Origin of the sequence: Colwellia sp. MT41 (assembly GCF_001444365.1) — a bacterium.
Taxonomy (GTDB): domain Bacteria; phylum Pseudomonadota; class Gammaproteobacteria; order Enterobacterales; family Alteromonadaceae; genus Colwellia; species Colwellia marinimaniae.
In genome coordinates this window covers 924,532-950,509 of record NZ_CP013145.1, presented here as the reverse complement: position 1 = coordinate 950,509, position 25,978 = coordinate 924,532, and the positions used below count along the sequence as shown (strand labels likewise).

Here is a 25,978-nt window from a genome sequence, read left to right as displayed (position 1 = left end):
ATTCCTGCTATCAAGAGTTCTTTTTAGCACTTGTCGAAATTTTTTTGTTGAGTGATCGCGTATTGATGAATTCCAACAGCGCAATAGAGTATTTATTCCTCAGCATCAGCCTTGTTTCAATTAGTTCTAATGCAAATCACCAGCTATCTAGCTAATAAACAATTTACAAAATTCTTTAGTTTAAGGCGATCGCATTCTTTACCTCAAATGCAACTGAATAAATAAAGGGACTTTTACTAATAGATAGGTGAAGGGATTTTATTGATAAAGTATTTTATCTCTATTCTAGATAATGATTAAGGTACCACTTTATGTCTTTATCCTTTTAGATTTTTTGCCCTAAAAATAACGCAATAACTTTTACTAAAAGAAGCTAGGTAAAATTTCAATATTCTGCAAAAACAATATAACACCTACAAAAAAACCCACCCCAAGATAAATAGACATACGTACTATTTATATGTATTCTCCCGTCACGGTTACAAATTGTAACACTGCTGTTTATTTTGCTTTAATCAAAAGGAATATCCATGAAAAGATTACTACCCTTGTTAGTCTTAGCCCCTGTTTTTGCCAATGCAGAGCAAGTCCCTCATACTTTTATCGCTGGCACACCCGCAAAAGCAGCGAATGTGAATGCTAATTTCACTCATGTAAATGATAAGGCAACTTTAAATAGTACTTCCATAGCTACAATAGAAGCGAAATTAACAACGATTGAAAGTGCTGCTAATGGTTCCCCTTTGGATATATTAGTTAATGGTGAAATTGATGTTGAAGTTGACTGTACTGATCAGCCAGAAGCGTTACAACTTGCGTATCATCAGCATGTAAATTATCGCACGCTTAACTTTACCCTTACGGGTAATTGTTATGGGGATATTTATGATTATCGTGACGATACTGATAATGGCGGAATACAAGTATCAGATCAAACAATTGGCATTAATTCTGCTGATCCAGAAAACCGTGCTTCAATTATTCCTAATGATCAAACAGGCAAAGCCTTTTTGATCGCTGGCCAAGGTGGTGGTTTGTATTTAAGTGACGTAAATGTCACTACAGGTGAGAATGAATATGGCGCGGTATTCTTTTCAAGAAATGGTCATGGAAGTATTACCAATGTCACTATTAATGCCGCAGGAACAGGTTCAATTCCTGTGGTAGTACAAGAAGGCGCTCAAGTTTACTTCTCGAACGTGGAGATAAACGGTGCACAAATTGGTATTTTTGCCCGTAATAACAGCACTATCCGCTTCTTAGGTGAGACCACAGTCAATTCAACTGAAGGTATAGTGCTTCGTACCGGAGTATCAGTTAATCAGCAAGGTACCGTAACGATTAACAGCGGTAGTGGTCAAGCACTGTACTTAAATGGCGGTGTTAATTGGATATCTTCATATGCAGGTTTGCCACTCAATTTAACGGGTACTGTGCACCTAGAAAATGGCTCGTATTTAAATGCTGGTACATTAAACTTAGCTGGTGATCTTAATGTATTTGATTCAAGTGTTAAGGTTGATGGTGAAGCAAGCATGTCGGGGAACACTTGGCTTGATAACTCAACAGCAACCTTTAATTCTGGTACTGATGCCGAAATTTATAGCTTTTCTTGTCATGGTCTTTCAACCCTAGAGATATCAGGCTGGCAGAAGTTCGATGGCACTACTGTTGATACCTCAACTAACTGTGTTAACAAAGATATCTGGAACAGTTTATTGTCAACCCATCTTAATAGCATTTAAATAACGGGGTATAATAATGAAAATATTAAAAATATTCTCGTATGCTCTGTTCGCCATGGTATTAACAGGCTGTGGCGGTTCATCAGATGATCCTGTGGTTGTTATTGAGGATGATAAGGTCATTGTCGAGCCTACTATGGTTACTTTGTTCGGTACTGTCGCCATCGGTACTGCCATTGCTGGGGCTGACATTGTAGTTACTGGTAAAGATGGTAATACCATTGAAGTAACTGCGGTGACTGATGCCAATGGTAATTACTCCATTGAGTTTGATGGGGAACTACCAACGCCAGTGCTCATTAGCGTAATCACACCAGACGGTGAAAAACTCAGTGCTATTGTTGATGATCCTAATGCGACTATTGCTAATGTTAACCCGATAACCAGCTACGTTGCTGATACACTTTTAGCTGATACTGATTTATCGGCCATCTCAGCAGGTGATGTGGCGACAGCGGGTCAAAAAGCGGTAACATCTTTATTTGGTGCGGGTGCTCAATATGATGCTTTTTCTTCTGATACGTTTATTGCTAAATCTGATGACAACGATTTTGATACTCAGGCTTCAGTTGCTGATGTGCTACTTGATAGTATTTCTCAACTGGCTGGAGCTACTGATGTCGCGACCTTTATTGCTCAAGCAGCCGAAGCAGAGGCAACATTATTAGACTCAGCTGAATTTATTATTTCAGTGGCCACTAATCTAGCTTTAGTAAAAGGGACAGAAAGCAATATTGAAGAAATATTTGATTTACAACAAATCGATGCAACTATTGCAGCTCAATTAACTGATGTGATAACTTTTCAAGAAATTGTTGAAGGCGTTATCAGCTTAGTTGAAGCGAGTGGCTTAACAACTGAGCAAGAAATAGCAGCAACTGCAGGGCTTATTGAAATAATTGCCGATGTTGTAATTAGCGATAATATTATCGATATTACAGTTGCAGACGCAGTCTCTCAAAATGTTGTCGATAATTTACTTGATGACATTGTTAATATTGTCACTTCCGATGAAGTAGCAGATCTAACCACTGAAGAGTTAATTGCAACGGCCCGAAATACTGCAGGAGTAATTATAACTATAATTACTAATACTGGTATTGACCTAACTGGTGATAATTTAGATTTATCAGCCATTGAAGAAGAGTTAGCGCAAGTTATCGTTATTATTGCAAACTCGACAGACTGGGATAATGGCAAATGGGGCACGTTAATTTGGCAATAAATTCTTACTAGATAGTTTTAAAATGTGATATAGCAAAACAAAAGTCAGTAGTCTATTACTACTGACTTTTTTGTTTAAAAAGTAGGTAGGGTCAGTTGAGCATTATTGTCTTTTTCGTCCGCAAAACCTAAGGTTAAACCAACAAGGCGGATACCGCGTTTATTTGCTCTACCATATGCCTTTGACAATAAACTATGGAAAAGGGCTTGCTGACATTCATTACTCTGGGTCTCAACCGTGGTTTGATTAAAATCAGCAAATTTTAGCTTTACCCCTTGCCTAATGATCTCCCTATTACTGTGCGGTGCCAATCGAGTTAATAGTTTTTCATATAAGCTCTCTATTACCTGCTGACACTCATCTTGCGTTGATAAATCGTCCATCAACGTGGTTTCAATGGCGAGTGACTTTCGCTGTCGGCTGACCTCTAAAGCTCTATTATCGACCCCATGAGCTTTTAAATACAAACTATTAGCAAATTTACCAACAATATTTTGTAATGCTCTTATATTGCTTTGGCGTACGTCCGCGCAGGTTACATAACCATGGCGATTGAGCTTGGCAAAGGTTTTAGGACCAATACCGGGTATTTTCTTTAACGATAATTGTTCGACAAAAGCTGAAACTTTATCTGGAGTAATGACACATTGGCCATTAGGTTTATTCTCATCACTGGCTATTTTAGCCAAAAATTTATTGGGCGCAATGCCTGCCGATGCGGTCAAATTTAACTCATTAAAGATATCAGCTCTAATTTTTTCAGCAATGAGCGTGGCACTGCCCTGGCACATAGTTGCATCAGTAACATCAAGATAAGCCTCATCGAGGGATAAAGGTTCAATAAGGTCGGTATAGCGAGAAAATATTGCTCTTATATCTTTAGAGGTTTGTTTGTATACATCCATGCGGCCATGGACTATTTTAAGCTCGGGGCAAAGTTGTTTTGCTTTGATAGCTGGCATGGCAGCACGAACGCCAAATTGGCGTGCTTGATAGTTACTGGTACACAATACGCTACGAGGGCCATCACCTCCCACTGCTAGTGGGATATTCCGGTACTCAGGAAAATCTCGCATTTCAACGGCGGCATAGAAGCAGTCCATATCAATGTGAATTATTTTTCGCTGATTACTCATTTAACACCTACCGCCAAACAACTGTATATAAAAACAGTATACCATTTTAATCTGGCTTAGCAAGTGCATTGTCTGGTGGCTAACTTGTTGCTAACCCCACAGCTGAACTAAATTAATTAAGTTTTGGCGAACCGAGTGCTGGTACTAAGACATCAAACAAGGCATCAATATGATCATCACGATCGTTTAGTGCAGCAATATAATGGTAGTGCTCGCCACCTGCCGCCATAAATATTTCCCGATTTTCATGTTCTAATTCTTCCAACGTTTCTAGGCAATCACTACTAAAGGCCGGACTTATAATGGCAATATGTTTATTACCTTGTTTGGGTAAGCTAGCTAATGTTTCATCGGTATAAGGTTGTAGCCATTGGGCTTTACCAAAGCGAGATTGAAAGGTAGAGATTATTTCATCTTCTTTAAAACAACACTGTGCGGCTATATCACCGGTTAATAATTGCTGTTTTAACAACTGACTTGTTTGCAAACAAAAATCATAATAGGGATCACCCCACTGGCGAAATAACTCTGGCATGCCGTGATAAGACAAAACCAATGTATCCGGCTTACCATGCGCTTTTACATGTTCAACAATGGTATTGGCCAACGCCTTAATATAAAGCGGGTTTTGGTGGTAAGTATTTAAAAAGTAGATTGTTGGCACATAGCGCCATTGTTGAAGTTCTTTACTTAAAGCATCAAAAGTAGAGCCCGTTGTTGGCCCTGCATATTGCGGGTACAAAGGTAATACTACTATTTTATCTACACCTTGTTGCTGAAATTTCTGCAAAACACTGGCAATTGACGGTTTGCCATAACGCATGGCGTAATCAACAATGACATTATCACCGTATTGCACTTTAATTTTAATGGCTAATTTTTCTTTTTGTGCGGCGGTGGTGGTTAACAAAGGTGCGCCGTCATCTTGCCAAATGCTTTGGTATAACTTAGCTGACTTGGCCGGCCTTATACGTAAAATAATACCGTGTAAGATCAAAAGCCAGAGCAAGCGTGGAATTTCAACCACCCTTCTATCTGATAAGAATTCTCGCAAATAACGGCGTAAGGCACTAGTGCTAGGTTCATCTGGTGAACCTAAGTTAGTTAATAACACTGCGGTTAGTGAACTTTTGTTATCTAAATCAGTGTTATCGTTATTTTTTTTACCGGCACTAAAGCGAGATTTCATTGGGCTTTTCTTCTTATTTTTAAGTTATTGAATTACCCCTGGGCAATTACTCTACCAGACTACTCAACTAGTTCATTCACTATAAGTTCAAGGGTTTCAGTACGGTTTACCTCGACACCAAGGGCTTCCGCTTTAAAGTCACCTGATTTAATACCCACACCCCCTTGCATTGAGACAATGGCATAGACATGTACTTTATCGACACTACCGATAGTATGTTCACTGCTCATTGCTTGGCTATTATTTAATACGATAACGGTCGGTAGATCACTGGCTTTCATTTTAACCGCCGCAAGTGGCATACGTTGACCATTGGTCGGTATTGCATAAATAAAGACTACGCGGTCTTCGCCTTGCGCTAACTGCTTGGCAAGATCATCAGACAGGCTGACACTCACTTTCAATTGTGGGCCTGAACTATCGTGTGCGCTCTGGCTAGAATTAAGCGCGGTATTACTTGCTGCGTTAGCTGCTGAGTTACTGGTTGAAATACCGAGTCTACTTTTAGACTCTGCTACAGCCTCTTGCAGGGCGGCAATATTAACCCCTTGATTATTAGCATCAATTACCCGCTGCCAATAAGTAATGGCTTGTTGATAATTTTCACCAATAAAATTATGCATACCGAGTAAAATATTGGTTGAGGGGTCATTAACATCAAGGGCTAAGGCTTTATCAATATATTCTTGTACTTGGCCATTAATTTTTTGGTCATTTTTATAATAAAGCGCTTGAGCAATAGCCCCTAATAAATCAGCATGCTCCCCTTCAATGTTGATCACTTGGGTAAACGCCGCAATCGCTTCGTCAAAGCTGCCAACAGCAACATAAGTTTGCCCTAAGTTATACCAAGTTTCACTATCTTGTGGTTTATCTTCAATATGCTGTAGCAACTTTTCAATATGTGCCATGGCTTGATTTTCACGTTGCTGTTGCATGTTATCTTGTGACATAACTTGTTGCTGAACATGGCCTGCAGGTAATTCGGTGAGCAGTTTGTAACTACCCTGTTTGTCATATAGCGCCACAGAAAAAATCAGAATAAATACACTTAATCCTAACGGCCATAAAGGTGAATATGGCTTACTTATATTTGCAGTAGTATTTACGTCTTGGCTACTATGCTCAATATCTTGTAGTAAAGTACGATTGAGTTCAGCCAGCAGGTATTGATAATTTTCTTCATCAATACCACCTTCGCTATAGTCCTTTTCTAGCTCTTTTTTGTGCTCCTGATATAAACGCACATTGGTTTCATCACGCACGTTACTTTCTAGACAAACGTCTTGGCTATTCTGTTTAAAGAAAGGTCGCCATACCATCAATAATAATAAAATTAAAAATATAAGGCTTATTACTAAAAATTCCATAATGCTATCTACTACTTCTGTTAATGGTTCGAGTGGTAACGGTTATTTGTCATTCAATAAGTTTTTCAACTTATCTTCTTGCTCGGCTGTTAACACCAAGACTTCTTTAGCCACGGGTTTTCTCCGCACAACGACAATAACGACAATAATACCTAACAAAATAAGGAGTGCAGGACCAAACCATAATATGTAGGTCAGAGCAGAGACTCTTGGGCGATATAAAACAAACTCGCCATAGCGCTCTACCATAAAGTTGACAATTTCACTGTCTGCTTTACCTTGCTGCAATAACTCATAAAGCTCTTTACGCAAATCAGCCGCAATAGGTGAATTTGAACCGGCTAAATTTTGATTTTGACACTTGGGACAGCGTAGCTCTTTAGTTAACGCTTGAAAGCGAATTTTAGTGACTTCATCACGAAACTCATATGTATCGACTGGACTTGCTTGCGCCTGATTAACACTAAACGCTAACGTCAACAAAAGTATAACTAGACTGAATATACGCATGTTATTTTCCCTGCTTTTTTTCTTCAATGAGCTGAGCAATTAATGGCGCAAATTCGCGTCGCCATACTTTTGTATCAATGGCACCGGCAAAACGCTTACGAATAATACCGTGATGATCAATAACAAACGTTTCCGGCGCACCATAAACACCAAGATCAAGCCCTAAAGACCCTTCTTCATCAAAAATAGAAAATACATAGGGGTCTTCATAATCCTGCAACCACTGCTGTGCGGCAATACGTTCATCTTTATAGTTCAAGCCATACAGTTTAACCTGAGGGTCTTTCGCCACATCAACCAAATAGGGGTGTTCATACTTACAGGTAGGACACCAAGTCGCCCACACATTAACTAAGACAATATCACCGAGCAGATCTGCTTGCGTGACTACTTTGTCACTATTGCTAAGTGTTTTCAGGGCAAAATCTGGCATAGCTTTGCCCACTAATGCCGATGGCATAGCTTGCGGATTAAGTGATAAGCCACGATATAACACCACACCTAAAGCGATGACTAACAACAGCGGCAAAAAACGTATTAACTGGCCCATCATTATGTCTCCGACACTTTTGCCGTACTGGTAGGTGAAATGGCTAGCGGATTAATAAGTGAATCTGCCACTACCGCTGATTTAGCCACCACAGGCTTTTTACGGCGATAGCGTTTATCCAGTATTGAAAGAATACCACCAAGCCCCATGAAAAGAGCACCTAACCAAATCCAACGAACAAATGGCTTATAGTGCACACGTATTGCCCAAGCACCACCAGGTAATGGATCACCTAAGGCGACATAGACATCACGAAATAAACCGGCATCAATACCTGCTTCAGTCATGCCCATGGTTTGCACACGGTATTGTCGACGCTCAGGTTGGAGTAAAGTAACAAAGTCACTTTCGCCCGAACCATTAATTTTATAGATATTGATTTGTCCCTGCTCAGCACTATAGTTTGGCCCCTCGACATGTTTAATGCCTTTGAACTCAATCTCATAACCTGAAACAGTGACTCTGTCATTGAGGAACATTTTTACATTGGTTTCAGTTTCATACATGGAAACGATAGTGACGCCAACAATAGTGATAGCAATACCCGCGTGCGCAGTTGCCATACCTAAATGACTGGTGGTTATTTTTCCGGCTAATTGATACTGATTTTTAACTTCTTTAACCACGATTAAGAAAACCCAAGTTGCTAAGGTAATCCCCATGGCCACCAAGGCATTGAATTCGCCACCATAAACCACTGGAAACATTAAACCAAAGGCAATACTAAATACCGAGGGTTTAAATAATTGCTTACGTAACTCGCCTTTTTTAGCTTTTTTCCAACGAATTAAAGGACCAACACCCATAAAGATGAAAAGAATACTCATTATCGGGATAAAAACGGCATTAAAATAAGGAGGACCCACTGAGATTTTGCCGTAACCTAAGGCATCAACCAATAATGGATACAAGGTGCCAAGCAGTACGGTTACCGTAGCAATAACCAAAATGACGTTACACAATAATAGTGCTGTTTCTCGGGAGTAAAAAGCAAAGCGTGAAAAACTCGCCACTTTATTCGCTCTGAAGGCATACAGGGTTAACGCTCCACCCATAGCTATCGCCAACAGCACTAAAATAAAGATACCTCTACCCGGATCGGCCGCAAAGGAGTGTACCGAGGTAATCACCCCTGAGCGTACTAAGAAGGTGCCTAATAAACTTAAGCCAAAAGCAAATATTGCCAGTAAAATAGTCCAGTTTTTAAAGATACCACGTTTTTCTGTTACCGCTAAAGAGTGGATCAGTGCCGTACCAACAAGCCAAGGCATAAAGGATGCATTTTCAACTGGATCCCAGAACCACCAACCGCCCCAGCCAAGTTCATAGTATGCCCACCAACTACCTAGCGCTATACCTATGGTTAAGAACGTCCAAGCACCAATTGTCCAAGGACGAGACCAACGAGCCCAAGCGGCATCCATCTTGCCAGCCATTAAAGCGGCAACAGCAAAAGCAAAGGAGACAGCAAAGCCAACATAGCCAAAATAGAGTAAGGGCGGGTGGATAATTAAACCAACATCTTGTAATAGGGGGTTTAAATCCCGGCCTTCCATGGGTACATTCGGCCATAAACGTTCAAATGGGTTCGATGTTAATAAGGTAAAAGCGATAAAACCTATAGCAATCATACCCATTACCGCTAAAACACGGGAGATAAACTCTTCTTCAATACCGTTTGAAAAACGTGCAACTGCAGCAGTCCATGCGGTTAAAGAGAAGACCCACAATAATAATGAGCCTTCATGACCGCCCCAAACAGCGCTTACTTTAAAGTAATAGGGTAAATGGGTATTAGAATGATTGGCAATATATTTAACGGAGAAATCATCAATGACAAAACTGTAGCCGAGAATAATAAGACTGATACCGGTAAAGAAAAACATACCGTAGGCCAGTGGTTTAGCATAGGTCATAAGCTTCTTTAAAGAACTATGCTCCGGGCTATGAACACCTATTAACGGAATCAAGCTTAAGCAAATAGAAAATGCAAAAGCAATAATAAGGGCTAAGTGACCAAGCTCAGGTATAAGCTCAGGCATCTGGGTTGCTACCAGGTCAGGTATCATTGGGTTCTCCGCTCTACTTCAAAAAAAACAATTAACCTTGAATAATTAGTTATCGATACTAATAAGGCTAAAAATTACCGCGTCATACTAACATTTTATTGATGCAAATATTAATGTAAATTAACTGCTCGAATTGTTTCATAATGTTACAACTTTATTGGGCTATGTTAATCTTGGCTATGTTAGTATATCGAGCAAAGTGATTATACGATCCATAGCAAAAGTTATTCGACCAACAACGTTAGCATTCACCCGGCACACTTAAAGCGGTAGATTTTAACCAACATAGATAAAGAAAAAGTGAAGACATTGCCTAAACAAACCTCAACTCCCTTGCTCAGTGCGGTAAAGCTTACCTGTATTCGCGAAGAACGCTTATTATTTGATGAATTGTCAATCGATATTCATGCGGGCGATATAGTGCAAGTTGAAGGCCCTAATGGCTCAGGTAAAACCAGTTTATTGCGTATTTTATCAGGTTTGTCTCAGCCTTATGATGGTCAAGTTCACTATAAAAACCAAGCGATCAATCGCTGTCGAGAAGAATATCAACAAAACCTGCTCTATTTCGGCCACTTAGCCGGGGTAAAAGGTGAGATGACCGCAGAAGAAAATCTTGATTTTAATTTGGCCTTACATGGTAACAAAAATGCCGATACTTTAGCGTATTTAGCCAAGGTAAATCTGTCTGGCTTTGAAGACAGCTTAGCCTCACATTTAAGTGCCGGTCAGCATAGACGTATTGCTTTAGCGCGTTTATATCAAAGTCATGCGCCTATTTGGATTTTAGATGAGCCTTTTACTGCCATCGATAAACAAGGCGTTGCCAGCTTAGAACAGCTGTTTGCTCAACAGGCAGAGCGCGGTGGCTGTGTTATCTTAACCACGCATCAAGATTTAATTAGCATTAAGCCAGAGCAAATCAAAAAAATCACTTTAGATTACAGTTATTGATGGTGCTTCGATTAATATGTATTTCGTTTAGAGCGTTTAGAGAAGTAACCTAATGACCTTAAAAGCCCAGTCTGCGCACGAAACTGCAACCGTAACAGCTAATCTCGACAATAACACGCAGTTATCACAGCAGCTTTCTTATCGCCATGCCTTTATGTTGGTATTAAAGCGCGATCTTACCATTGCCATGCGACATAAAGATGACATCATTAATCCATTATTATTTTTTGTTATTGTCATTACACTCTTCCCTTTAGGCATAGGTCCTGAAACGCAAACCTTAAGCCGGATTGCCCCCGGCATTATTTGGGTAGCAGCCCTTTTAGCAACGCTATTATCGTTAGACCGCTTATTTAAATCAGATCACCTCGATGGTTCCCTTGAGCAAATGCTGCTAAGCCCTCATCCTATTTTTTTGTTAGTATTAGCTAAAATATTTGCTCATTGGTTAATAACCGGTTTGCCACTTATCTTAATAGCACCACTGTTAGCGGTGTTACTGCATCTAGATGAAAACAGTTACACCGCCTTAATGCTTACTCTATTACTCGGCACACCGGTGCTTAGCTTATTAGGCGCGGTTGGTGTTGCCCTTACCGTGGGGATTAAAAAAGGCGGTGTGTTACTCAGTTTACTGGTGTTACCGCTATACATCCCAGTATTAATTTTTGCTACCAGCGCCATAGACACTGCCGCACTTGGTTTACCTTACAGCGGCCAACTTGCTATAATCGGCGCATTGTTCTTTGGCTCTTTAACGCTCGCCCCCTTTGCTGTGGGCGCCGCCCTAAAAGTGAGTACCAATTAACATGAATAGGCGGTATGTGGAAATGGTAACGCTCAATATAGACACGATAAACACTAAATATCACTGTTACTTTACCATGAGAAATAACACGGTAACCCTGCCTTATAACCGACAAAAAATAGTGAGTAGTAATTAACATGATAGGCGGTATGTGGAAATGGTAACGCTCAATATAGACACGATAAACACTAAATAGCACTGTTACTTTGCCATGAGAAATAACACGGTAACCCTGCCTTATAACCGACAAAAAATAGTGAGTAGTAATTAACATGATAGGCGATACGTGGAAATGGTAACGCTCAATATAGACACGATAAACACTAAATAGCACTGTTACTTTGCCATGAGAAATAACACGGTAACCCTGCCTTATAACCAACAAAAAATAGTGAGTAGTAATTAACATGATAGGCGGTACGTGGAAATGGTAACGCTCAATATAGACACGATAAACACTAAATAGCACTGTTACTTTGCCATGAGAAATAACACGGTAACCCTGCCTTATAACCGACAAAAAATAGTAAGTAGTAATTAACATGATAGGCGGTACGTGGAAATGCTAACGCTCAATATAGACACGATAAACACTAAATAGCACTGTTACTTTGCCATGAGAAATAACACGGTAACCCTGCCTTATAACCGACAAAAAATAGTGAGTAGTAATTAACATGAATAGGCGGTACGTGGAAATGGTAACGCTCAATATAGACACGATAAACACTAAATAGCACTGTTACTTTACCATGAGAAATAACACGGTAACCCTGCCTTATAACCGACAAAAATAGTGAGAATAAATAAATGTGGAAATGGTTACACCCTTACGCAAACCCGGAAGTATCTTATCGCCTCACCAATAAGTTATTACCTTGGCTAAGTGCGCTTGCGGCAATATTCCTGAGTATAGGCTTAGTATGGGCACTACTATTTGCCCCTGCTGATTATCAGCAAGGTGACAGCTTTCGTATTTTCTATGTTCATGTACCGGCAGCCTCTTTGTCTATGGGCATTTATTTTGCCATGGCCATCGCAGCATTTAGCAGTTTAGTATGGCAATTAAAACTTGCTGATGCCTCTGCTGCTGCCATGGCGCCGGTCGGTGCTGCATTTACGGCTATAGCGTTAATTACCGGTGCTGCTTGGGGTAAACCTATGTGGGGCACATGGTGGATTTGGGATGCACGTTTAACGTCAGAGCTCATTTTATTGTTTTTATATTTAGGGGTTATTGCTTTACACAATGCTTTTGAAGATAAAAACTTAGCCGGTAAAGCGGCAGGAATATTAACCCTAGTTGGTGTGGTCAACATTCCAATTATTAAGTACTCTGTTGACTGGTGGAATACTCTTCATCAAGGATCAACGTTAAGTAAGCTAGAGAAACCATCGATGGCACTTGAGATGCTATGGCCATTTATCTTTTGTTTTATTGGATTTTCTTTATTAGTTGCTGTAATTATCAGCCTGCGTTTTCGTAATGAAATTTTAGCGCGCAATAGTATTCGTCCTTGGGTGCGTGAGTTAGTAAAAAATCATACCCGTTAATAATTAGCATCAAGTTGGAGAGCACTCAATGCAATTTAATAGTTTTAGCGATTTCATCAATATGGGCGGATATGGTTTCTATGTCTGGCTTTCTTTTGGTGCCACCGCTTTGATACTTAGCCTTTTATTGATCAGCTCTAAAGCTGGTCATCAGCAGATCATCGACCAAATAGCTAAGCGCAAGCAGCGAGAAGATAAACTCCGCCAAGCCAAAGACCTGCGCAAGCAACAACATGAACTCCACAATAGAGAATTAAATAAGGTACCTGAATAATGAATCCACGCCGTAAAAAACGTCTAGCTATGGTCGCCTCTATCCTGATTGGCATCAGCGCTGTCTTTGGCCTTGTTTTATATGCATTAAGTCAAAATATTGATTTATTTTTTACCCCTTCTGAGATCACTCAGGGTAAAAAAGAGACCGGTTTAAAACCAATTTTTGGCCAACGTCTTCGCATTGGTGGCTTAGTGGTCCCTGGAACGGTAAAGCGCGACCCTGAGAACTTAAAAGTATCATTTAAGCTCAGTGATATGACCATGCCTATTGTCTTCAAAGATAGCGACATTACGGTTACTGTCTATTATGAAGGAATCTTGCCAGATCTATTTCGTGAAGGCCAAGGCATAGTCGCCAATGGCACGCTAGTCGACCACCCGCTTACTGGCTTAAGTATTGAAGCCAGTGAAGTACTTGCTAAACATGATGAAAACTATATGCCGGCAGAGCTAGCTGAGGCTGCTGGTAAAAAACATGAAAAAGCCACTTACACGGATAAACAACTACAAAGTAAAAGTACTAACGGCTATTAATGAGATAGACACAACAAAGGTGACATTGCTGTCACCTTTTTTTGTTTTTTTACTTAACCACATTATCAATAGCAGTGTTTATTACTGCCATTGTTTATCAATGCTAATACTCATCAACAAGTTTATCACCAACGCTATTAATCACGTTAACGTCACCGTCACAAACCGCCACTATGGTTTTACCACGTTTAAATTCTTGTGGAATGATCATATCGCCATAGGCGTTTAGGTTAAAGGTTTGTGTTTTCCGATACATAGCTAAGTCGTCATCACAGCAATAGATAACGGTTACTTTCCTTTTAGCTGCAGACATAATTAAATCCTTTTAAATCATTTAAAGTTTAGTTTTTTTATTTACTTCCCGCTAAAGTAGCTAGCCACTTTCATTTGCCAAGGCCATAAAAGTGGTCAGACCTTAACCAGTGAGCTAATACTATAATGGTTCGACCAGTACGTCAACACCTGGACCAACCAGTAAGCCATGTTTTAAACAATAATATTTCATATGCTATGACATTATTAACTATAGGTTAAACTATTGAATTTTAATCATAAAAAAACCTCAAGCTTACCTAGTTTAAACAAGGCAGCATTGAGGTTATTGTTACTAGCGTTTTAAATGCCACTCTAAAATAAACGTAGCAAGCACTAATTTAAGCAATTATTTCCAAGATTTCATGTTGCAGCCTTTAACAGCGTAGAATAAAATAAACAAATAACAAGGTAACATAACAATATAACCGCCTTGAAGATCTACCGCTTGACCGCTACTACCACTTGCTATACTCCAGAATAATGGACCAAATGCACCACCTGAAATCCCCATAACTAAAAGCGCAGAGCCAACACTGGTTAACTTACCCATACCTGAAAGTGCTAATGGAAAAATAGCAGGCCAGACAATGGCATTAGCAAGTCCTAAGAAAGCAATTAAAATCAAGGTATCGGGTAATTGCGCACCACCAAGGATAAAGGACAGTGAGTTAGCAATGGCAAACGAATTGTTATCACCCAAAATAACACCAAAACTTAACACTAAACCAAAAACGGCAGAAACCATCAAGGCTTTTTGTTGCGAAATAAACCTAGGGATAAGGGTAATACCTAAAATATAACCAAATACCATACAAGCCATGGTATATGAAGTCATCACACTATAGCTTTCAACCCCTAAAGCCAGTGCGAAAGCACCAATAGTATCGCCGGCGATAACTTCTACTGCCACATATAAAAATAGTGCAACAACACCAAGTGCCAAGTTAGGGTGAGCAAGCGCCTCTTTTAGTTGACCTTTATGTTCACCCTCTTCTTCTTCACTCGGTAGTTCAGGTAAAGGAGCTTTTTTGATGCCAAAAGCTAATACACCAATAAAAATAGCAAGTCCTAAATACGGGGTAATTAAGCTATTTGCCATGTCATCAATTTGACCTTGTGTTAATTCAACACCAACGGTATCAGTAAAGCCACTTAAGATTAAGGCAGTAAATACGATAGGCGCTACCACACCAGCACCTTTATTTAAGATGCCCATAATTGAAATACGTGCTGCCGCTGACTCTTCAGGGCCAATACGGACAACGTAAGGGTTAACGGCTGTTTGCAGTAATGTTTGTCCTGCGCCCATTACTAATTGAGCTAACAAAAATAAAGGAAACATTTGTGTTTTAGCGGCGGGAATAAACAATAAAGCGGCAAATGTCATCGTAGCTAGGCCTAGCGCCATGCCATTTTTATAGCCCACTTTACGGATAACCAAGGCAGAAGGTAGCGCGGTAAAGGTCACCGCGATATAAAATGAAAATAATATAAGTGATGCTTGAAAGGGGCTTAGTTGCAAAACCTGTTGCAAGTAAGGCATCAAGGAGCCATTTAACCAGGTGACGAAACCTAGAATAAAGAATAGCCCAGCGACGATTATCATCGGCACGACATTACTCTGTTTTTTCTCTTGTTTTTCTTGCGTGAGTGACATTTCCATAACTTCCTCGTTATCTTGCATTGTTATTATAGTTTTTGCGTAAAATTATTAGTGTAAATTAAATTTTCTGACCTGAAATCCAAGTCTCTTTTACCGATAAGTCATCATTTAATACCACCATATCAGCTTGTTTTCCTGGCATAAGTTCACCACGAATAACAGCTTGGTTTTGATATAAATATTGTGCCGGGTACAAGCTGCCCATACGAAGTGCTTCATCTAAAGGAATACCCAAGCCTTGGTGGGTATTTTTAACGGCACTAGCCATATCTAACGAAGAGCCAGCTAGCTCCCCCGTGGTTGAGGTAAGTTTGCCATTATCAACATAAACAGTGCGGTCATATAAAGCGAATTGAGTTAGTGTGGTACCCACTGGCGGCATAGCGTCAGTGACTAAGAATATTTTACCTCGGGGTTTAGCTTGAATCGCTAATTTACAACTGGCGTAATCGACATGAAAACCATCAACAATTAAGCCACAGCTAGTGTTGTTGTTTAATAGCGCCGCGCCAACAACGCCAGGCTCACGCCCCTGTAATGGCGACATAGCATTAAATAGATGAGTAAAGCCACTAGCGCCGGCATCGATTGCTTGTTGAGTTGTTTGATAATCGGCATTGCTATGACCTAAGCAAACTTTAATACCTAACTTAACCATACGCTTAATATCATCAGTACTGACTGTTTCGGGTGCTAGGGTGACAATAACCTGGCCAATATCTTGACGGGAAAGAACCTGCCACTCTGCGGAGGAAAGACCGCGGATATAATCAGCACAATGAGTGCCTTTTTTCTCGATTGATAAATGTGGCCCTTCGAAATGAATACCAAGAATACCAGCGACACCAGTTGATATTGCTTGGGCAATAGCATCGGCGGCTTGCTGCATTACTTCAATTTTATCGCTAATCAAAGTGGGCATCATAGCTGTAGTACCAAACCGAGCATGAGCAGCCATGATTATTTTTAGCTTATCAACCGAGGGTGAGTCGTTAAATAATGCCCCGCCACCACCGTTAACTTGTAAGTCGATATAACCAGGAACCACAAGTCCTTTCGCGGTAACATCTACCTTACTGGTGTTTTGGTCAATGTCGGTAATTTTACCGGCCACTATAGTCAACACTTGATCATCAAGAAAAGCATGTCCGTCAAATAGTCGTTTAGCATGGAAGCGCATTGGTGTCATTAGCTGTCCTAATTTATCAAGTTCAAGTGGTTATATTGAATTATACTGGCATTACGCCGATTACTGTGCCGACTGTTTAGCTTGTTGCTGCCGAGCAAAAAGTATTGAACCAACTTCCGGTGGGTTTAATGGCTCAGCAAGATTCGCCTTTATATCGCCTGCTAACCAAGATTTTAATCTCGGTGTTAGTCCGCCAAGCATAGACATACGTGGTGGCTTTTTTTCCGCTAAAGTCCGCGCAATGGCGTTAATATATTCAGCACCCTCATAGACAATAGCCAAGGCAACTTTATCGCCTAGCTCTGCGGCATCAAAAACTAAGTTTGCTTGCTGGGCATAGTAGGTCGCCTTTTGACTGGCAACGGCTTCAACTAAATCAGTATCGTCTTTGCAGTTAAGTTTTTTCAACAATACAGCTGACATCAAGGTTGGTGCGACCAAGCCATCAAGAGATAATAAAACCTGTTTAACCCCTTGTAAGCCAAACCAAGCACCGCTGCCTTTATCGCCATGGGGAAAACCATGAGCGCCAACGATAGTGTGTTGTTCATCGACACAAACAAAGCCACAAGAACCGGTACCGGCGATAATCACCGCGCCATCACTACCGTTATGGGCACCTAAACAAGCAATTAATAAATCGGTCGCTAAATGCATCGCTTTAAAAGGATGCTGCCAAGCAGCCATTTGCTCATAGAGCCCAGGTAAATTAACACCCGCTAAACCAACACCGGCAACTAGCTCATCCAGTTTGATATGGGCTAAACCTGCATCAGCTAACGCCAATTTAGCCGACTCAGTAATAGAATGTGTTGCTTGCTCAAAACCATGCAAGGGATTGCCGGGACCTGACATGCCTGTACCAAGTATTTCATTATCTTTATTCATAATAATGGTTTTGCATTTACTGCCACCACCATCAATGCCTAAAAATAATTCATTGTTTTTGTCACTACTTGTCAGCATACCGATCCCATGTTAACTGTTCATATTTTTATTTTTTGATTTTTTCATCTTAGCTACAAATGACAGCGTTGTCATTTGTTTTTTTTGATAAAAATTAAGCTTTCATTACAAGTGTAATTAAATGTAAATTAACTGACTGATAATACTAGATAAATACCAGTCAGATCATTTTAGCGTTATTATTTTACTTGGGTGATACGGCTGGTTCTCAAACCATTGCTACTACGACTACGGATACTTACCTGACCAGAAACTGCAATAGGATCTTGATAAATAAGCCAGTTTTCGCCGTTTACTTGATACTCTATGGTTAAGCCTGGGAAGGCAATATTGGCATGTAACTTCCCTGCTTGCACAATAGCGCCTACGGTAGGTAAACGGTAATCGACTTGAGCTAACTCAAGCTTGGCAAACTCTTTTTGCCCTAAGGTATTAGCAAATAAAGACCATTGGCTATCACGCAGGGCTTGCATTTTTGTGGTGAAGGTATTGCTCTGTGATGAATATTTAGCGCCTTGATAGTTATAAGGCACCGCCCAGTCAGCTAGATGCCAAGCACGCTCAGCTAAAGCTAATAAACGTGGGAAAATCTTATGCTCCACCATATCATCAGTGCGAACATTTTCACTCCACAATTGCCCCTGAATACCTAAGAACTTTTGCCCAGCGGCCAATGGCGTTTTGGTATCGTCAGCAACATAAGTATTATCTTCTCTATCGAGCCAAAATTCAGCATGAACAGGCAAGTTATCCGGCATAAATTGGAAGACTTTTTCAGTATTGGTATGACGTGATGCCCAATAGTAGCCATGCTCCTTAGGATCCGCTTCATGGGGGAAATCAAAATATAAAACATCAGGACTAGAAATAACCACTTGCCAATCTCGGTTTGCTAGCTGGTGAACCTTATCGTGACCGCCCCAAAATAGCGTGTCCCAAGCATTAACTTGCACAATAGCTGGCATATTATCGACGTTAGTATGCTCCATACCATCACTCCAACCCGCTGTTTCAATATCAAGCTCTGATAAGATACCGGCAACACGTTCAATGAAATAAGCCCCTAACTCACTCATTTTAGTGACACCTTTATCATTATTAGCAACAAAATCTATACAAGCAGGAGAGTCTAACCATGCCCCTGCGGTTTCATCTGCGCCAATATGATAACGGGTCAGCGGTTGACCGGCATCGGCATGAATCTTCTTCACCTGGGTCATCACTTCAATGACAAAATCATAAGAAGACTCTAAACAAGCATTGATGGTGTTATCAGCATAAAATTGCACCGATGCATACTTGGTGGTATCTTCAAAATCTTCTAGTAAGAACTGTTTCGCTTTTGCTTCATCTTCTAAGGCTTGATATTTTTTATAACGTGCCGTCATCGCCTTAATTGCAGCACGAGAATGACCCGGCATATCAAGTGATGGGATCACTTGAATATGACGCGCGCTTGCTGCTTGTAAAATTTCTTGATAATCACTGACGCTGTAATAACCATTTACCGACGAGTTTTCATCAATGCCTGCACCTAGTTGCGGCATTAAGCAATGCTCTTCAGTAACATCAAAACAGCGCTTGGCGCCAATATCCGTTAATTCCGGTAAGCTTGGAATTTCTAAACGCCAGCCTTCATCATCACCTAGATGTAAGTGTAATTTATTTAATTTGTAAGCTGCCATTTGCTCAAGCAGGGTTAAAATAAATTCTTTTGAGTGAAAATTACGCGCCACATCAACTAACATGCCACGAAAAACATAATGAGGTTCATCATCAATCACTAGCATGGGTATACGCGACTCGCCCACGGTCACAAGACTGGCTAATGATTGCAAGCCATTAAATACGCCATTACCGTCAACACCCACTATGGTAATGGCTTTTTCTGTAACCGTTAAGCTATAGCTGCCGATAACTTTATCGTCATCTTTAATAATACTTAAGCGTAGTGGTAAGCCGGTAGTACTTTGCTTCACGCCTAAAGTACTTAAACGTGAAAGGGCCGCATCAACATCAGCGTGGTTAACATTGCCTAAAGATACAGCAACACCTTGGCTAATATTGGCATAGCCCCTATTAGCATCGATACTCACGGATTTAGGCGTAGGAATAATTGCTTGGACAACGCCGAGCTGGTCTTCAGTGAGCACAGCGTTACGTTGATAGAGTTTTTCCGGGGTTAACCATTGCGTCTTATCGGCGGCGCTGCGCTTAAACTGGCGCTCAATATCGGTAAAGCTAGCAACATGAGGCAGCATTTCTAAGCCTGAATCGGTATCAATAAATGGCTTAGTGCTGGCAATTACCCTAGCCTCTATACCGGGCGCACTGACAATGTAATTTGGCATCACATCGGATTCGGCTAATGACCAGAATTGTGCGCGAAAGAGTAAGCTTTTACTTTCACCCGCAGCAAAGCCGGAAAAATTATCTTTTAAGCTGATCTGATGTAAATCACCGTTTAGGTGTTTTACGCTGAAATCATCACTTTCAAAAGATTGAATTGGGGCAATTTGGCTAAAATGAATGGTCCAGTCTTTTGCTGCTATGGCTTGTTGCGCGGTAAAGGTTAACTCCACTTCAAAACAGGCACCATCGGCAACTTTACTGTCGCATTTATCACTGGCGATATTAGTAACCACACGATAGCTAACCTGTAAATGCTGGGCTATTTTATCAATGTCACCTTGACTGACTGAATAGATGGCTTGTAAGTTAATTTTTTCCCCGGTATCAACGGCTGGCGCTGGAGATTTTTCACAACCGAGTAAAGATAAGCTAGCGGCAATAGTAAGCGCTAAGACTGTTTTATTCATCTTGCTAATGTGCATGTTAAAGGACCTTTTACAGCGTTATTTGATAAGCTGCTCTGCTTTAGATATTATTGTTATCATAACTATCTATAATTTTGACAGCGCTGTCAAAAATATAGAAATTAAATAAATTAAAAGATAATCTAATTACAAGATTACCCACTTTCTTTTGTAAAACTTGATTGTTTTATCTTCACGCAGCCACACTACGATTTAGAATTCACCCTATTTTTCAAGCGAACACTTGATATACTTTTTGCCGACTACTGCCATAAAAAGACAGCTGACAGTGGTAAAATACTCATTTGCATCTATGGAGAATAACGACATTACCAAAGCCCTGTTTTTGATAACCCCCAACAAAAGTTGCAATAACAATATCAAAAAATCAATTAAGATTTCGATTTTTCCATTGCACTCTTTAGCCCCATCAACCAATCCTTGTGTTTTAATAAGTGCTGGTCTGCTTGTTCGACTAAACGATCATTGTTTTTTAAAATAGTACGACTCATTTCTATTTCTTTGTCCGATAGTATTGTCTTTTGTGTCTCAAATTTCATACCGTATAAAACATAAAGAAAATTTTTCTCATTAAACAAATCAAATCGACTGAAAAAGTCAGACTGTTGTGGTGGGCAGAGTTTAAATTTTTGCAAGCGTTCTTTTAACTCAGCTGATAAAAAAGTTTCATCTTGGTTATCTAACCAAAAATCAGAATCAGTTCTATCAGACAAACAATAATGTAACTTGATAAAATCGACAGTTCGTTCCCACACATAAGTAACTACCTTATTGAAATAGGGAGCAATAGTTTCAATATTTGTTGAGTCGCGTGGAAAGTTTTTTGCTAATAATTCAGCTGAAAAATCAGAAAGTAATATGGAGGTTGCTTCTAAGGGCTCAAGAAACCCCTGAGCTAAACCTAAAGGTACACAGTTTTTACACCAAAACTCTTTTCTGTAACCAACCGCCATTGGCAGTTTTTTAGGCGATAGATCTTTTTCATTTACACCTAAATACTCAGCATATAAAGCCAAAGCCTCTGACTCACTCATATACTTGCTTGAGTATACAAAGCCGGTGCCCCTTCGCGTTGTTAAAGGAATATCCCAAATCCAACCTGCTTTATGTGCTGTGGCGGTTGTATAAGGATTAATATCTTCATCGGCTTTCAGTGGCATGGGTTGCACAAGCGCAGTATCAACAAGCAGCTCTTTTGCTTTACTTTCAAAGGGAACCGCTAAGCCTTTACCGATAAGGACAGCAGAAAACCCACTACAATCAATATAAAAATCAAAAGCTAACTCATCGCCATCCGCTGTTATTAAGTGGCTGATATTACCTTCATTACACCTTTTAATTCCTTCAATGGTGGCAAATTGATGTTTAACATTAAATCTTTTTTGTGCATTCGATGCCAATAAATTAGCAAATTTGGCGGCATTAAAATGGTAAGCGTAAGATAGCTCCCCCTCATACTCACCAGAGTTTTTCATTTTAGGCGATAAACCAAGTTCCGATATTCTGGCTTGAACCCCTATATCATCAAAAGATTTACTGCCCTCATAAGAATTCCAATAAGGCGTTACATTAAAGCCATTGGGATAGGGGTCATCGAACGAATGATAATAATAGTTTTCACCATGTTTAATTGGGTCGAGCCAGTTAACAAATTTAACACCTTGCTTGAATGTTGCATCGCAGCTATTGAGTAATTCGGCTTCTGAAATACCAAAGCGTTTTAATCCCTTCATAATATAAGGGACTGTGCCTTCACCGACGCCAATAGTAGGCACGTCTTTTGATTCAATAACTGTAATTTCTATCTCGGCATCGGCACTGAGTTCACAACCAAGATGGTTTGCAGCTAGCCATCCCGATGTTCCGGCACCAACTATTGCTATGCGTTTAATTTTCATATGCTTTCTCCGCAATATATTACTAATAAATTAAAATTACATAAAAGCCATTTTTTGTACATAAAAAAAAACCCAGTCGAGACTGGGTTTTCATCATTATACTCAGTGATTAGAACTTATAGCTAGCACCTAGCTTGTAAGTTGTTTCACCGTTGAAAGACCAAGTTGGGTAACCGTCTTGTAAAGCAGGTTTAACTGCTGTACCAACAGCAGCGGCACCGTATTGAATATCGTCTTCAGCAAGTACATTAACAACTTCAAGTCTTAAAGTAAGACTCTCTGTTGCATTCCAACCGAATGTTAGGTCTAAAGTACCAAAATCATCATGCATACGGTTACCGTAGTATTTACCATATTCACGAACCATGTACTCTGAACGCCAGTTATAAGCAGCGCGTGCTGAGAAATCATCATTTTCCCAGTAACCAACTAAGTTGGCAGTATGCTCTGAAGATTCTGTAAACTGACCAATTCCATCAGTATAAACTTCAGCAGGAGCACTACCATCAGCATAGGTGTAGTTAGCATTAATACCAAAACCATTGTCCCAAGCGTGGTTTATTTGTAGTTCTATACCATGAATTTTACCACCACCAGCATTTTTGTAATTATTTACTGTCCAATCATCCGCAGCAGGGTCAAGGTCATTGTTAATGACACCAATTTGTTGATTATACTCTGTAGTTGCTACGATAAAATTTTCTATATCTTTAGTAAATAACGTCGCAGAAACTAAGTTACCGTCACCATAGTAATATTCAATACCTAAATCAGCCTGAGTTGACTTCATAGGCTTTAAACCAGGATTACCATAAGTAATTTCTTCATTGCCTTGACGATCATCTGGATAACCAGAAAGACTTGATAAGAATAAATTATCATAGTTTGGACGAGTTATTGCTTGCGATGCTGAGAAACGTAAAATCACATCCTCAGATAAGTCATACGCTAAGTTAAAGCTAGGTAAGAAATCATCATAGCTATCTTTAACACTATGTATTTCTTCACTCCAACCTTCGTTTACAGCCAGAGCATCAGCAGGAGAGTTATCTACAACATGGCCATTAGAAGTTACATCAGTGCTAATATAACGAACACCGAAGTTACCGCGGTAATTATCACCTTCAAAAGTGAACATTCCGTATAACGAGAAGTTATCTTCTTCAATTAAACCATATGCAGAACGGCTATAGGCAAATTGATCAACTAAGCTGATTGTAGCGTTAATCATTGCATCTAAATTTCCTTTAGGTACAGTGTAACCCGCTTCACCTATTTCCATTGTGCCACTGTATAGGTCTGAAGTATTGAAAGAGTTCTCGCCATCACCGTAAATTGCACGGTATTCAGATTTTTCAAATTCATGTTGAGTATAACGAATGCCTGTTTCAAACTTAGTAATTACACCTAAGTCTAAATCAAAATCAACATCTAATTGTACATAATTCTCTTCATCAGAGTTAGGACCTTGAGTACCAGTCCATTGAGATGTGCCAACAGTGGTATCAAGTTGATCTTGAGTAAAACTCATATCACGACCGTTGATATCGATTTGTTTACCCGTAGCGTCAACTTGACCAGCCCATTTGACTTGACCAAAGTTATCGCCCCACCAGCCATAACCAAAGTTAGCAGTCATTTGAGTGCCACCTTCAGCACTAGTGTTACCAGCTACTGCAGAAATAGCGAAACCATCACCTTCATATGAACCATTAATTTCAAAGGTATTAGAGGTCATTTCGCCTGTACGTGCCCAGTTTTGGAAGAATACACGAGATGCATTCGCTTCAGAAGTATCACTTAATGTACAAACACCAGCATTATTGAACTGCTGACAGTTACTAGCACCGTCGCCCCAATCGGTATCAGTTTGAATGTACATGTTAGCACCAAGACTATCAGCGCCAAGTTTTAAAGATAAAATGTGAGCACCAAACTCTAAATTATCTGTTGGGCGGTATTGAAGAGTTGCATCTAAGGCTGTGCGCTCTTGGTTTTGTAAGAATCCTGAAGGTTGAATAGACGAACGGCCACCCCAATCTAAATCAGACTCAGTACCACGACGTAAATATTCGCGATCAACATAAGAAGCAGAAACTAAAACACCGAATGTTTCATCATCATTTTTCCAGCTGTATAAACCAGATAATTCAGGGCTAACAGTTTCGTTAATTGAACCGTATTCACCTTTAACTGATATAAAAGCTTTGTTCGCTTCTAAATCGAAAGGCTTAAGTGTTTTAACAATAACAGTACCACCAATACCACCTTCAACAAGGTTGGCTTGGCTAGATTTATAAACTTCAATACCTCCAATAAGTTCAGACGGAAGCATTGAGTAGTTAAAAGAACGGTCAATATTTAATTGATCATACCAACCCGTTGATGCTACGTTTTGGCCGTTTAATGTTGTTAACGTCATTAAAGGGTCAGTACCACGAATAGAAACTGATGAACCTTGACCGAATGAACGACTGACAGTAACACCAGGGATACGACCTAATGCTTGACCAACATCTGAATCTGGGAATTGGCCAATATCTTCAGCGCTAATTGAATCAACAATAGCATTTGAAAAACGTTTGGCATTTACGCTAGCTCTGTTAGAACCACGGATACCGGTTACTTGAATGACTTCTACTTCATCTTTATTTATTTTTGAAGCTGTTTCTTCGGCTGCTATAGCTTGTGATGATACACCCGCTAGGATCATAGCAATTGAACTTGCTAACACGCCTTTTTTAAATGTTTTAATTGACATCGACTTTCCCTTACACATGTTTTGTTTTTAAAATGTTTTTATTTTATTTTATTTATAATATTTTTTGTTTTACGACAGCGCTGTCAATATTTAATGACAACGCTGTCATAAGAGCTAAGAAACCATACCGTTTATTTTTACGTTTGACCAGAATAATTTAACCAATAGTTACATAATGACTACATAAATTCACAAAGAGTATGAATTAATAGGTTTTTTTTAATATATTATTTTGTTATTAATTACTGAACTATCTAAGATCATCACTTTCTGTATAAAAAAAACACGTAAAAGGGCACAAAATGATTTTTTATTCTACTTTATAGAATAAAAAATCAGCTGGTGCTAGAGGATAAGGCAAACAGATATTTTACTGACTTAATTGATTTGTGGATAAAAAAAAGCTAATGCCACCCTAGGTAGACATTA

The 25,978-nt window shown here is 39.7% G+C and carries 20 protein-coding genes; 7 read left to right on the top strand and 13 right to left on the bottom strand.

Annotated features, from left to right (window positions below):
* The first annotated feature begins 530 nt into the window (after nucleotides 1-530).
* Together CMT41_RS03995 and CMT41_RS03990 are read left to right on the top strand one after the other, a co-directional pair.
* The gene (locus CMT41_RS03995) at nucleotides 531-1,745 is read left to right on the top strand and encodes a hypothetical protein (protein ID WP_058026426.1); all 1,215 of its coding nucleotides are present in this window, start codon (nucleotides 531-533) and stop codon (nucleotides 1,743-1,745) included.
* Between the two features lie 16 nt (nucleotides 1,746-1,761).
* Nucleotides 1,762-2,970, top strand: coding sequence for a carboxypeptidase-like regulatory domain-containing protein (locus CMT41_RS03990; protein ID WP_058026425.1), 1,209 nt, complete (start codon nucleotides 1,762-1,764; stop codon nucleotides 2,968-2,970).
* A gap of 74 nt (nucleotides 2,971-3,044) precedes the next feature.
* Here the strand turns inward: CMT41_RS03990 and dinB are convergent, their stop codons facing one another.
* From dinB to CMT41_RS03960, 6 genes are all read right to left on the bottom strand, one after another.
* Nucleotides 3,045-4,106 carry a DNA polymerase IV gene (gene dinB / locus CMT41_RS03985; RefSeq protein WP_058026424.1) on the bottom strand — a complete coding sequence of 354 codons (1,062 nt, stop codon included), beginning with the start codon at nucleotides 4,104-4,106 and terminating at the stop codon, nucleotides 3,045-3,047.
* Nucleotides 4,107-4,218: 112 nt separating this feature from the next.
* A complete protein-coding gene (gene hemH, locus CMT41_RS03980; protein ID WP_057179892.1) occupies nucleotides 4,219-5,295 on the bottom strand; it encodes a ferrochelatase in 1,077 nt (358 codons plus the stop codon).
* A 59-nt stretch (nucleotides 5,296-5,354) separates the two neighbouring features.
* Nucleotides 5,355-6,665 (bottom strand): c-type cytochrome biogenesis protein CcmI, encoded by a 1,311-nt coding sequence (ccmI, locus tag CMT41_RS03975; RefSeq protein WP_058026423.1) that lies wholly within the window; start codon nucleotides 6,663-6,665, stop codon nucleotides 5,355-5,357.
* A gap of 42 nt (nucleotides 6,666-6,707) precedes the next feature.
* Nucleotides 6,708-7,175, bottom strand: a complete 468-nt coding sequence (locus CMT41_RS03970; protein WP_082606420.1) for a cytochrome c-type biogenesis protein — start codon at nucleotides 7,173-7,175, stop codon at nucleotides 6,708-6,710.
* Between the two features lies 1 nt (nucleotide 7,176).
* Nucleotides 7,177-7,725, bottom strand: a complete 549-nt coding sequence (locus CMT41_RS03965; protein ID WP_057179899.1) for a DsbE family thiol:disulfide interchange protein — start codon at nucleotides 7,723-7,725, stop codon at nucleotides 7,177-7,179.
* A gap of 2 nt (nucleotides 7,726-7,727) precedes the next feature.
* Entirely contained in the window at nucleotides 7,728-9,767 is a 2,040-nt protein-coding gene (locus CMT41_RS03960; protein WP_058028135.1) for a heme lyase CcmF/NrfE family subunit, read from the bottom strand.
* A gap of 336 nt (nucleotides 9,768-10,103) precedes the next feature.
* Between CMT41_RS03960 and ccmA the strand changes: the two genes are divergently transcribed.
* From ccmA to ccmE, 5 genes are all read left to right on the top strand, one after another.
* The gene (gene ccmA, locus CMT41_RS03955) at nucleotides 10,104-10,748 is read left to right on the top strand and encodes a cytochrome c biogenesis heme-transporting ATPase CcmA (RefSeq protein WP_057179890.1); all 645 of its coding nucleotides are present in this window, start codon (nucleotides 10,104-10,106) and stop codon (nucleotides 10,746-10,748) included.
* 154 nt (nucleotides 10,749-10,902) lie between these two features.
* Nucleotides 10,903-11,556 (top strand): heme exporter protein CcmB, encoded by a 654-nt coding sequence (gene ccmB, locus CMT41_RS03950; protein ID WP_058028134.1) that lies wholly within the window; start codon nucleotides 10,903-10,905, stop codon nucleotides 11,554-11,556.
* Between the two features lie 810 nt (nucleotides 11,557-12,366).
* Nucleotides 12,367-13,110, top strand: a complete 744-nt coding sequence (locus tag CMT41_RS03945) for a heme ABC transporter permease (RefSeq protein ID WP_057179887.1) — start codon at nucleotides 12,367-12,369, stop codon at nucleotides 13,108-13,110.
* A 28-nt stretch (nucleotides 13,111-13,138) separates the two neighbouring features.
* On the top strand, nucleotides 13,139-13,384 hold the full coding sequence (gene ccmD / locus CMT41_RS03940; protein ID WP_058026422.1) for a heme exporter protein CcmD: 246 nt from the start codon (nucleotides 13,139-13,141) through the stop codon (nucleotides 13,382-13,384).
* Nucleotides 13,384-13,920 carry a cytochrome c maturation protein CcmE gene (gene ccmE / locus CMT41_RS03935; protein WP_058026421.1) on the top strand — a complete coding sequence of 179 codons (537 nt, stop codon included), beginning with the start codon at nucleotides 13,384-13,386 and terminating at the stop codon, nucleotides 13,918-13,920. Before ccmD ends, ccmE begins: the two co-directional genes overlap by 1 nt.
* A 103-nt stretch (nucleotides 13,921-14,023) precedes the next feature.
* Here the strand turns inward: ccmE and CMT41_RS03930 are convergent, their stop codons facing one another.
* The 7 genes from CMT41_RS03930 to CMT41_RS03900 form a co-directional block, all read right to left on the bottom strand.
* A complete protein-coding gene (locus tag CMT41_RS03930; RefSeq protein WP_057179884.1) occupies nucleotides 14,024-14,233 on the bottom strand; it encodes a TIGR02922 family protein in 210 nt (69 codons plus the stop codon).
* Nucleotides 14,234-14,581: 348 nt separating this feature from the next.
* Nucleotides 14,582-15,898: an N-acetylglucosamine MFS transporter NagP gene (gene nagP, locus CMT41_RS03925; protein WP_058028133.1), complete on the bottom strand. Its 1,317-nt coding sequence runs from the start codon at nucleotides 15,896-15,898 to the stop codon at nucleotides 14,582-14,584.
* A 58-nt stretch (nucleotides 15,899-15,956) separates the two neighbouring features.
* Nucleotides 15,957-17,087 (bottom strand): N-acetylglucosamine-6-phosphate deacetylase, encoded by a 1,131-nt coding sequence (gene nagA, locus CMT41_RS03920; RefSeq protein ID WP_058026420.1) that lies wholly within the window; start codon nucleotides 17,085-17,087, stop codon nucleotides 15,957-15,959.
* A 60-nt stretch (nucleotides 17,088-17,147) separates the two neighbouring features.
* Entirely contained in the window at nucleotides 17,148-18,053 is a 906-nt protein-coding gene (nagK, locus tag CMT41_RS03915; RefSeq protein ID WP_057179882.1) for an N-acetylglucosamine kinase, read from the bottom strand.
* Nucleotides 18,054-18,232: 179 nt separating this feature from the next.
* Nucleotides 18,233-20,872, bottom strand: coding sequence for a family 20 glycosylhydrolase (locus CMT41_RS03910; RefSeq protein ID WP_058028132.1), 2,640 nt, complete (start codon nucleotides 20,870-20,872; stop codon nucleotides 18,233-18,235).
* Between the two features lie 389 nt (nucleotides 20,873-21,261).
* Nucleotides 21,262-22,788 carry a tryptophan halogenase family protein gene (locus CMT41_RS03905; RefSeq protein ID WP_058026419.1) on the bottom strand — a complete coding sequence of 509 codons (1,527 nt, stop codon included), beginning with the start codon at nucleotides 22,786-22,788 and terminating at the stop codon, nucleotides 21,262-21,264.
* Nucleotides 22,789-22,897: 109 nt separating this feature from the next.
* Nucleotides 22,898-25,549, bottom strand: a complete 2,652-nt coding sequence (locus tag CMT41_RS03900) for a TonB-dependent receptor (RefSeq protein ID WP_058026418.1) — start codon at nucleotides 25,547-25,549, stop codon at nucleotides 22,898-22,900.
* Between the last annotated feature and the right edge of the window lie 429 nt (nucleotides 25,550-25,978).

Excerpts from the sequence above, each read along its gene's own strand:
- CMT41_RS03995 (WP_058026426.1), top strand. The coding sequence starts at position 531 with ATGAAAAGATTACTACCCTTGTTAGTCTTAGCCCCTGTTTTTGCCAAT.
- CMT41_RS03990 (WP_058026425.1), top strand. The coding sequence starts at position 1,762 with ATGAAAATATTAAAAATATTCTCGTATGCTCTGTTCGCCATGGTATTA.
- dinB (WP_058026424.1), bottom strand. The coding sequence starts at position 4,106 with ATGAGTAATCAGCGAAAAATAATTCACATTGATATGGACTGCTTCTAT.
- hemH (WP_057179892.1), bottom strand. The coding sequence starts at position 5,295 with ATGAAATCTCGCTTTAGTGCCGGTAAAAAAAATAACGATAACACTGAT.
- ccmI (WP_058026423.1), bottom strand. The coding sequence starts at position 6,665 with ATGGAATTTTTAGTAATAAGCCTTATATTTTTAATTTTATTATTATTG.
- CMT41_RS03970 (WP_082606420.1), bottom strand. The coding sequence starts at position 7,175 with ATGCGTATATTCAGTCTAGTTATACTTTTGTTGACGTTAGCGTTTAGT.
- CMT41_RS03965 (WP_057179899.1), bottom strand. The coding sequence starts at position 7,725 with ATGGGCCAGTTAATACGTTTTTTGCCGCTGTTGTTAGTCATCGCTTTA.
- CMT41_RS03960 (WP_058028135.1), bottom strand. The coding sequence starts at position 9,767 with ATGCCTGAGCTTATACCTGAGCTTGGTCACTTAGCCCTTATTATTGCT.
- ccmB (WP_058028134.1), top strand. The coding sequence starts at position 10,903 with ATGTTGGTATTAAAGCGCGATCTTACCATTGCCATGCGACATAAAGAT.
- CMT41_RS03945 (WP_057179887.1), top strand. The coding sequence starts at position 12,367 with ATGTGGAAATGGTTACACCCTTACGCAAACCCGGAAGTATCTTATCGC.
- ccmD (WP_058026422.1), top strand. The coding sequence starts at position 13,139 with ATGCAATTTAATAGTTTTAGCGATTTCATCAATATGGGCGGATATGGT.
- ccmE (WP_058026421.1), top strand. The coding sequence starts at position 13,384 with ATGAATCCACGCCGTAAAAAACGTCTAGCTATGGTCGCCTCTATCCTG.
- CMT41_RS03930 (WP_057179884.1), bottom strand. The coding sequence starts at position 14,233 with ATGTCTGCAGCTAAAAGGAAAGTAACCGTTATCTATTGCTGTGATGAC.
- nagP (WP_058028133.1), bottom strand. The coding sequence starts at position 15,898 with ATGGAAATGTCACTCACGCAAGAAAAACAAGAGAAAAAACAGAGTAAT.
- nagA (WP_058026420.1), bottom strand. The coding sequence starts at position 17,087 with ATGACACCAATGCGCTTCCATGCTAAACGACTATTTGACGGACATGCT.
- nagK (WP_057179882.1), bottom strand. The coding sequence starts at position 18,053 with ATGCTGACAAGTAGTGACAAAAACAATGAATTATTTTTAGGCATTGAT.
- CMT41_RS03910 (WP_058028132.1), bottom strand. The coding sequence starts at position 20,872 with ATGAATAAAACAGTCTTAGCGCTTACTATTGCCGCTAGCTTATCTTTA.
- CMT41_RS03905 (WP_058026419.1), bottom strand. The coding sequence starts at position 22,788 with ATGAAAATTAAACGCATAGCAATAGTTGGTGCCGGAACATCGGGATGG.
- CMT41_RS03900 (WP_058026418.1), bottom strand. The coding sequence starts at position 25,549 with ATGTCAATTAAAACATTTAAAAAAGGCGTGTTAGCAAGTTCAATTGCT.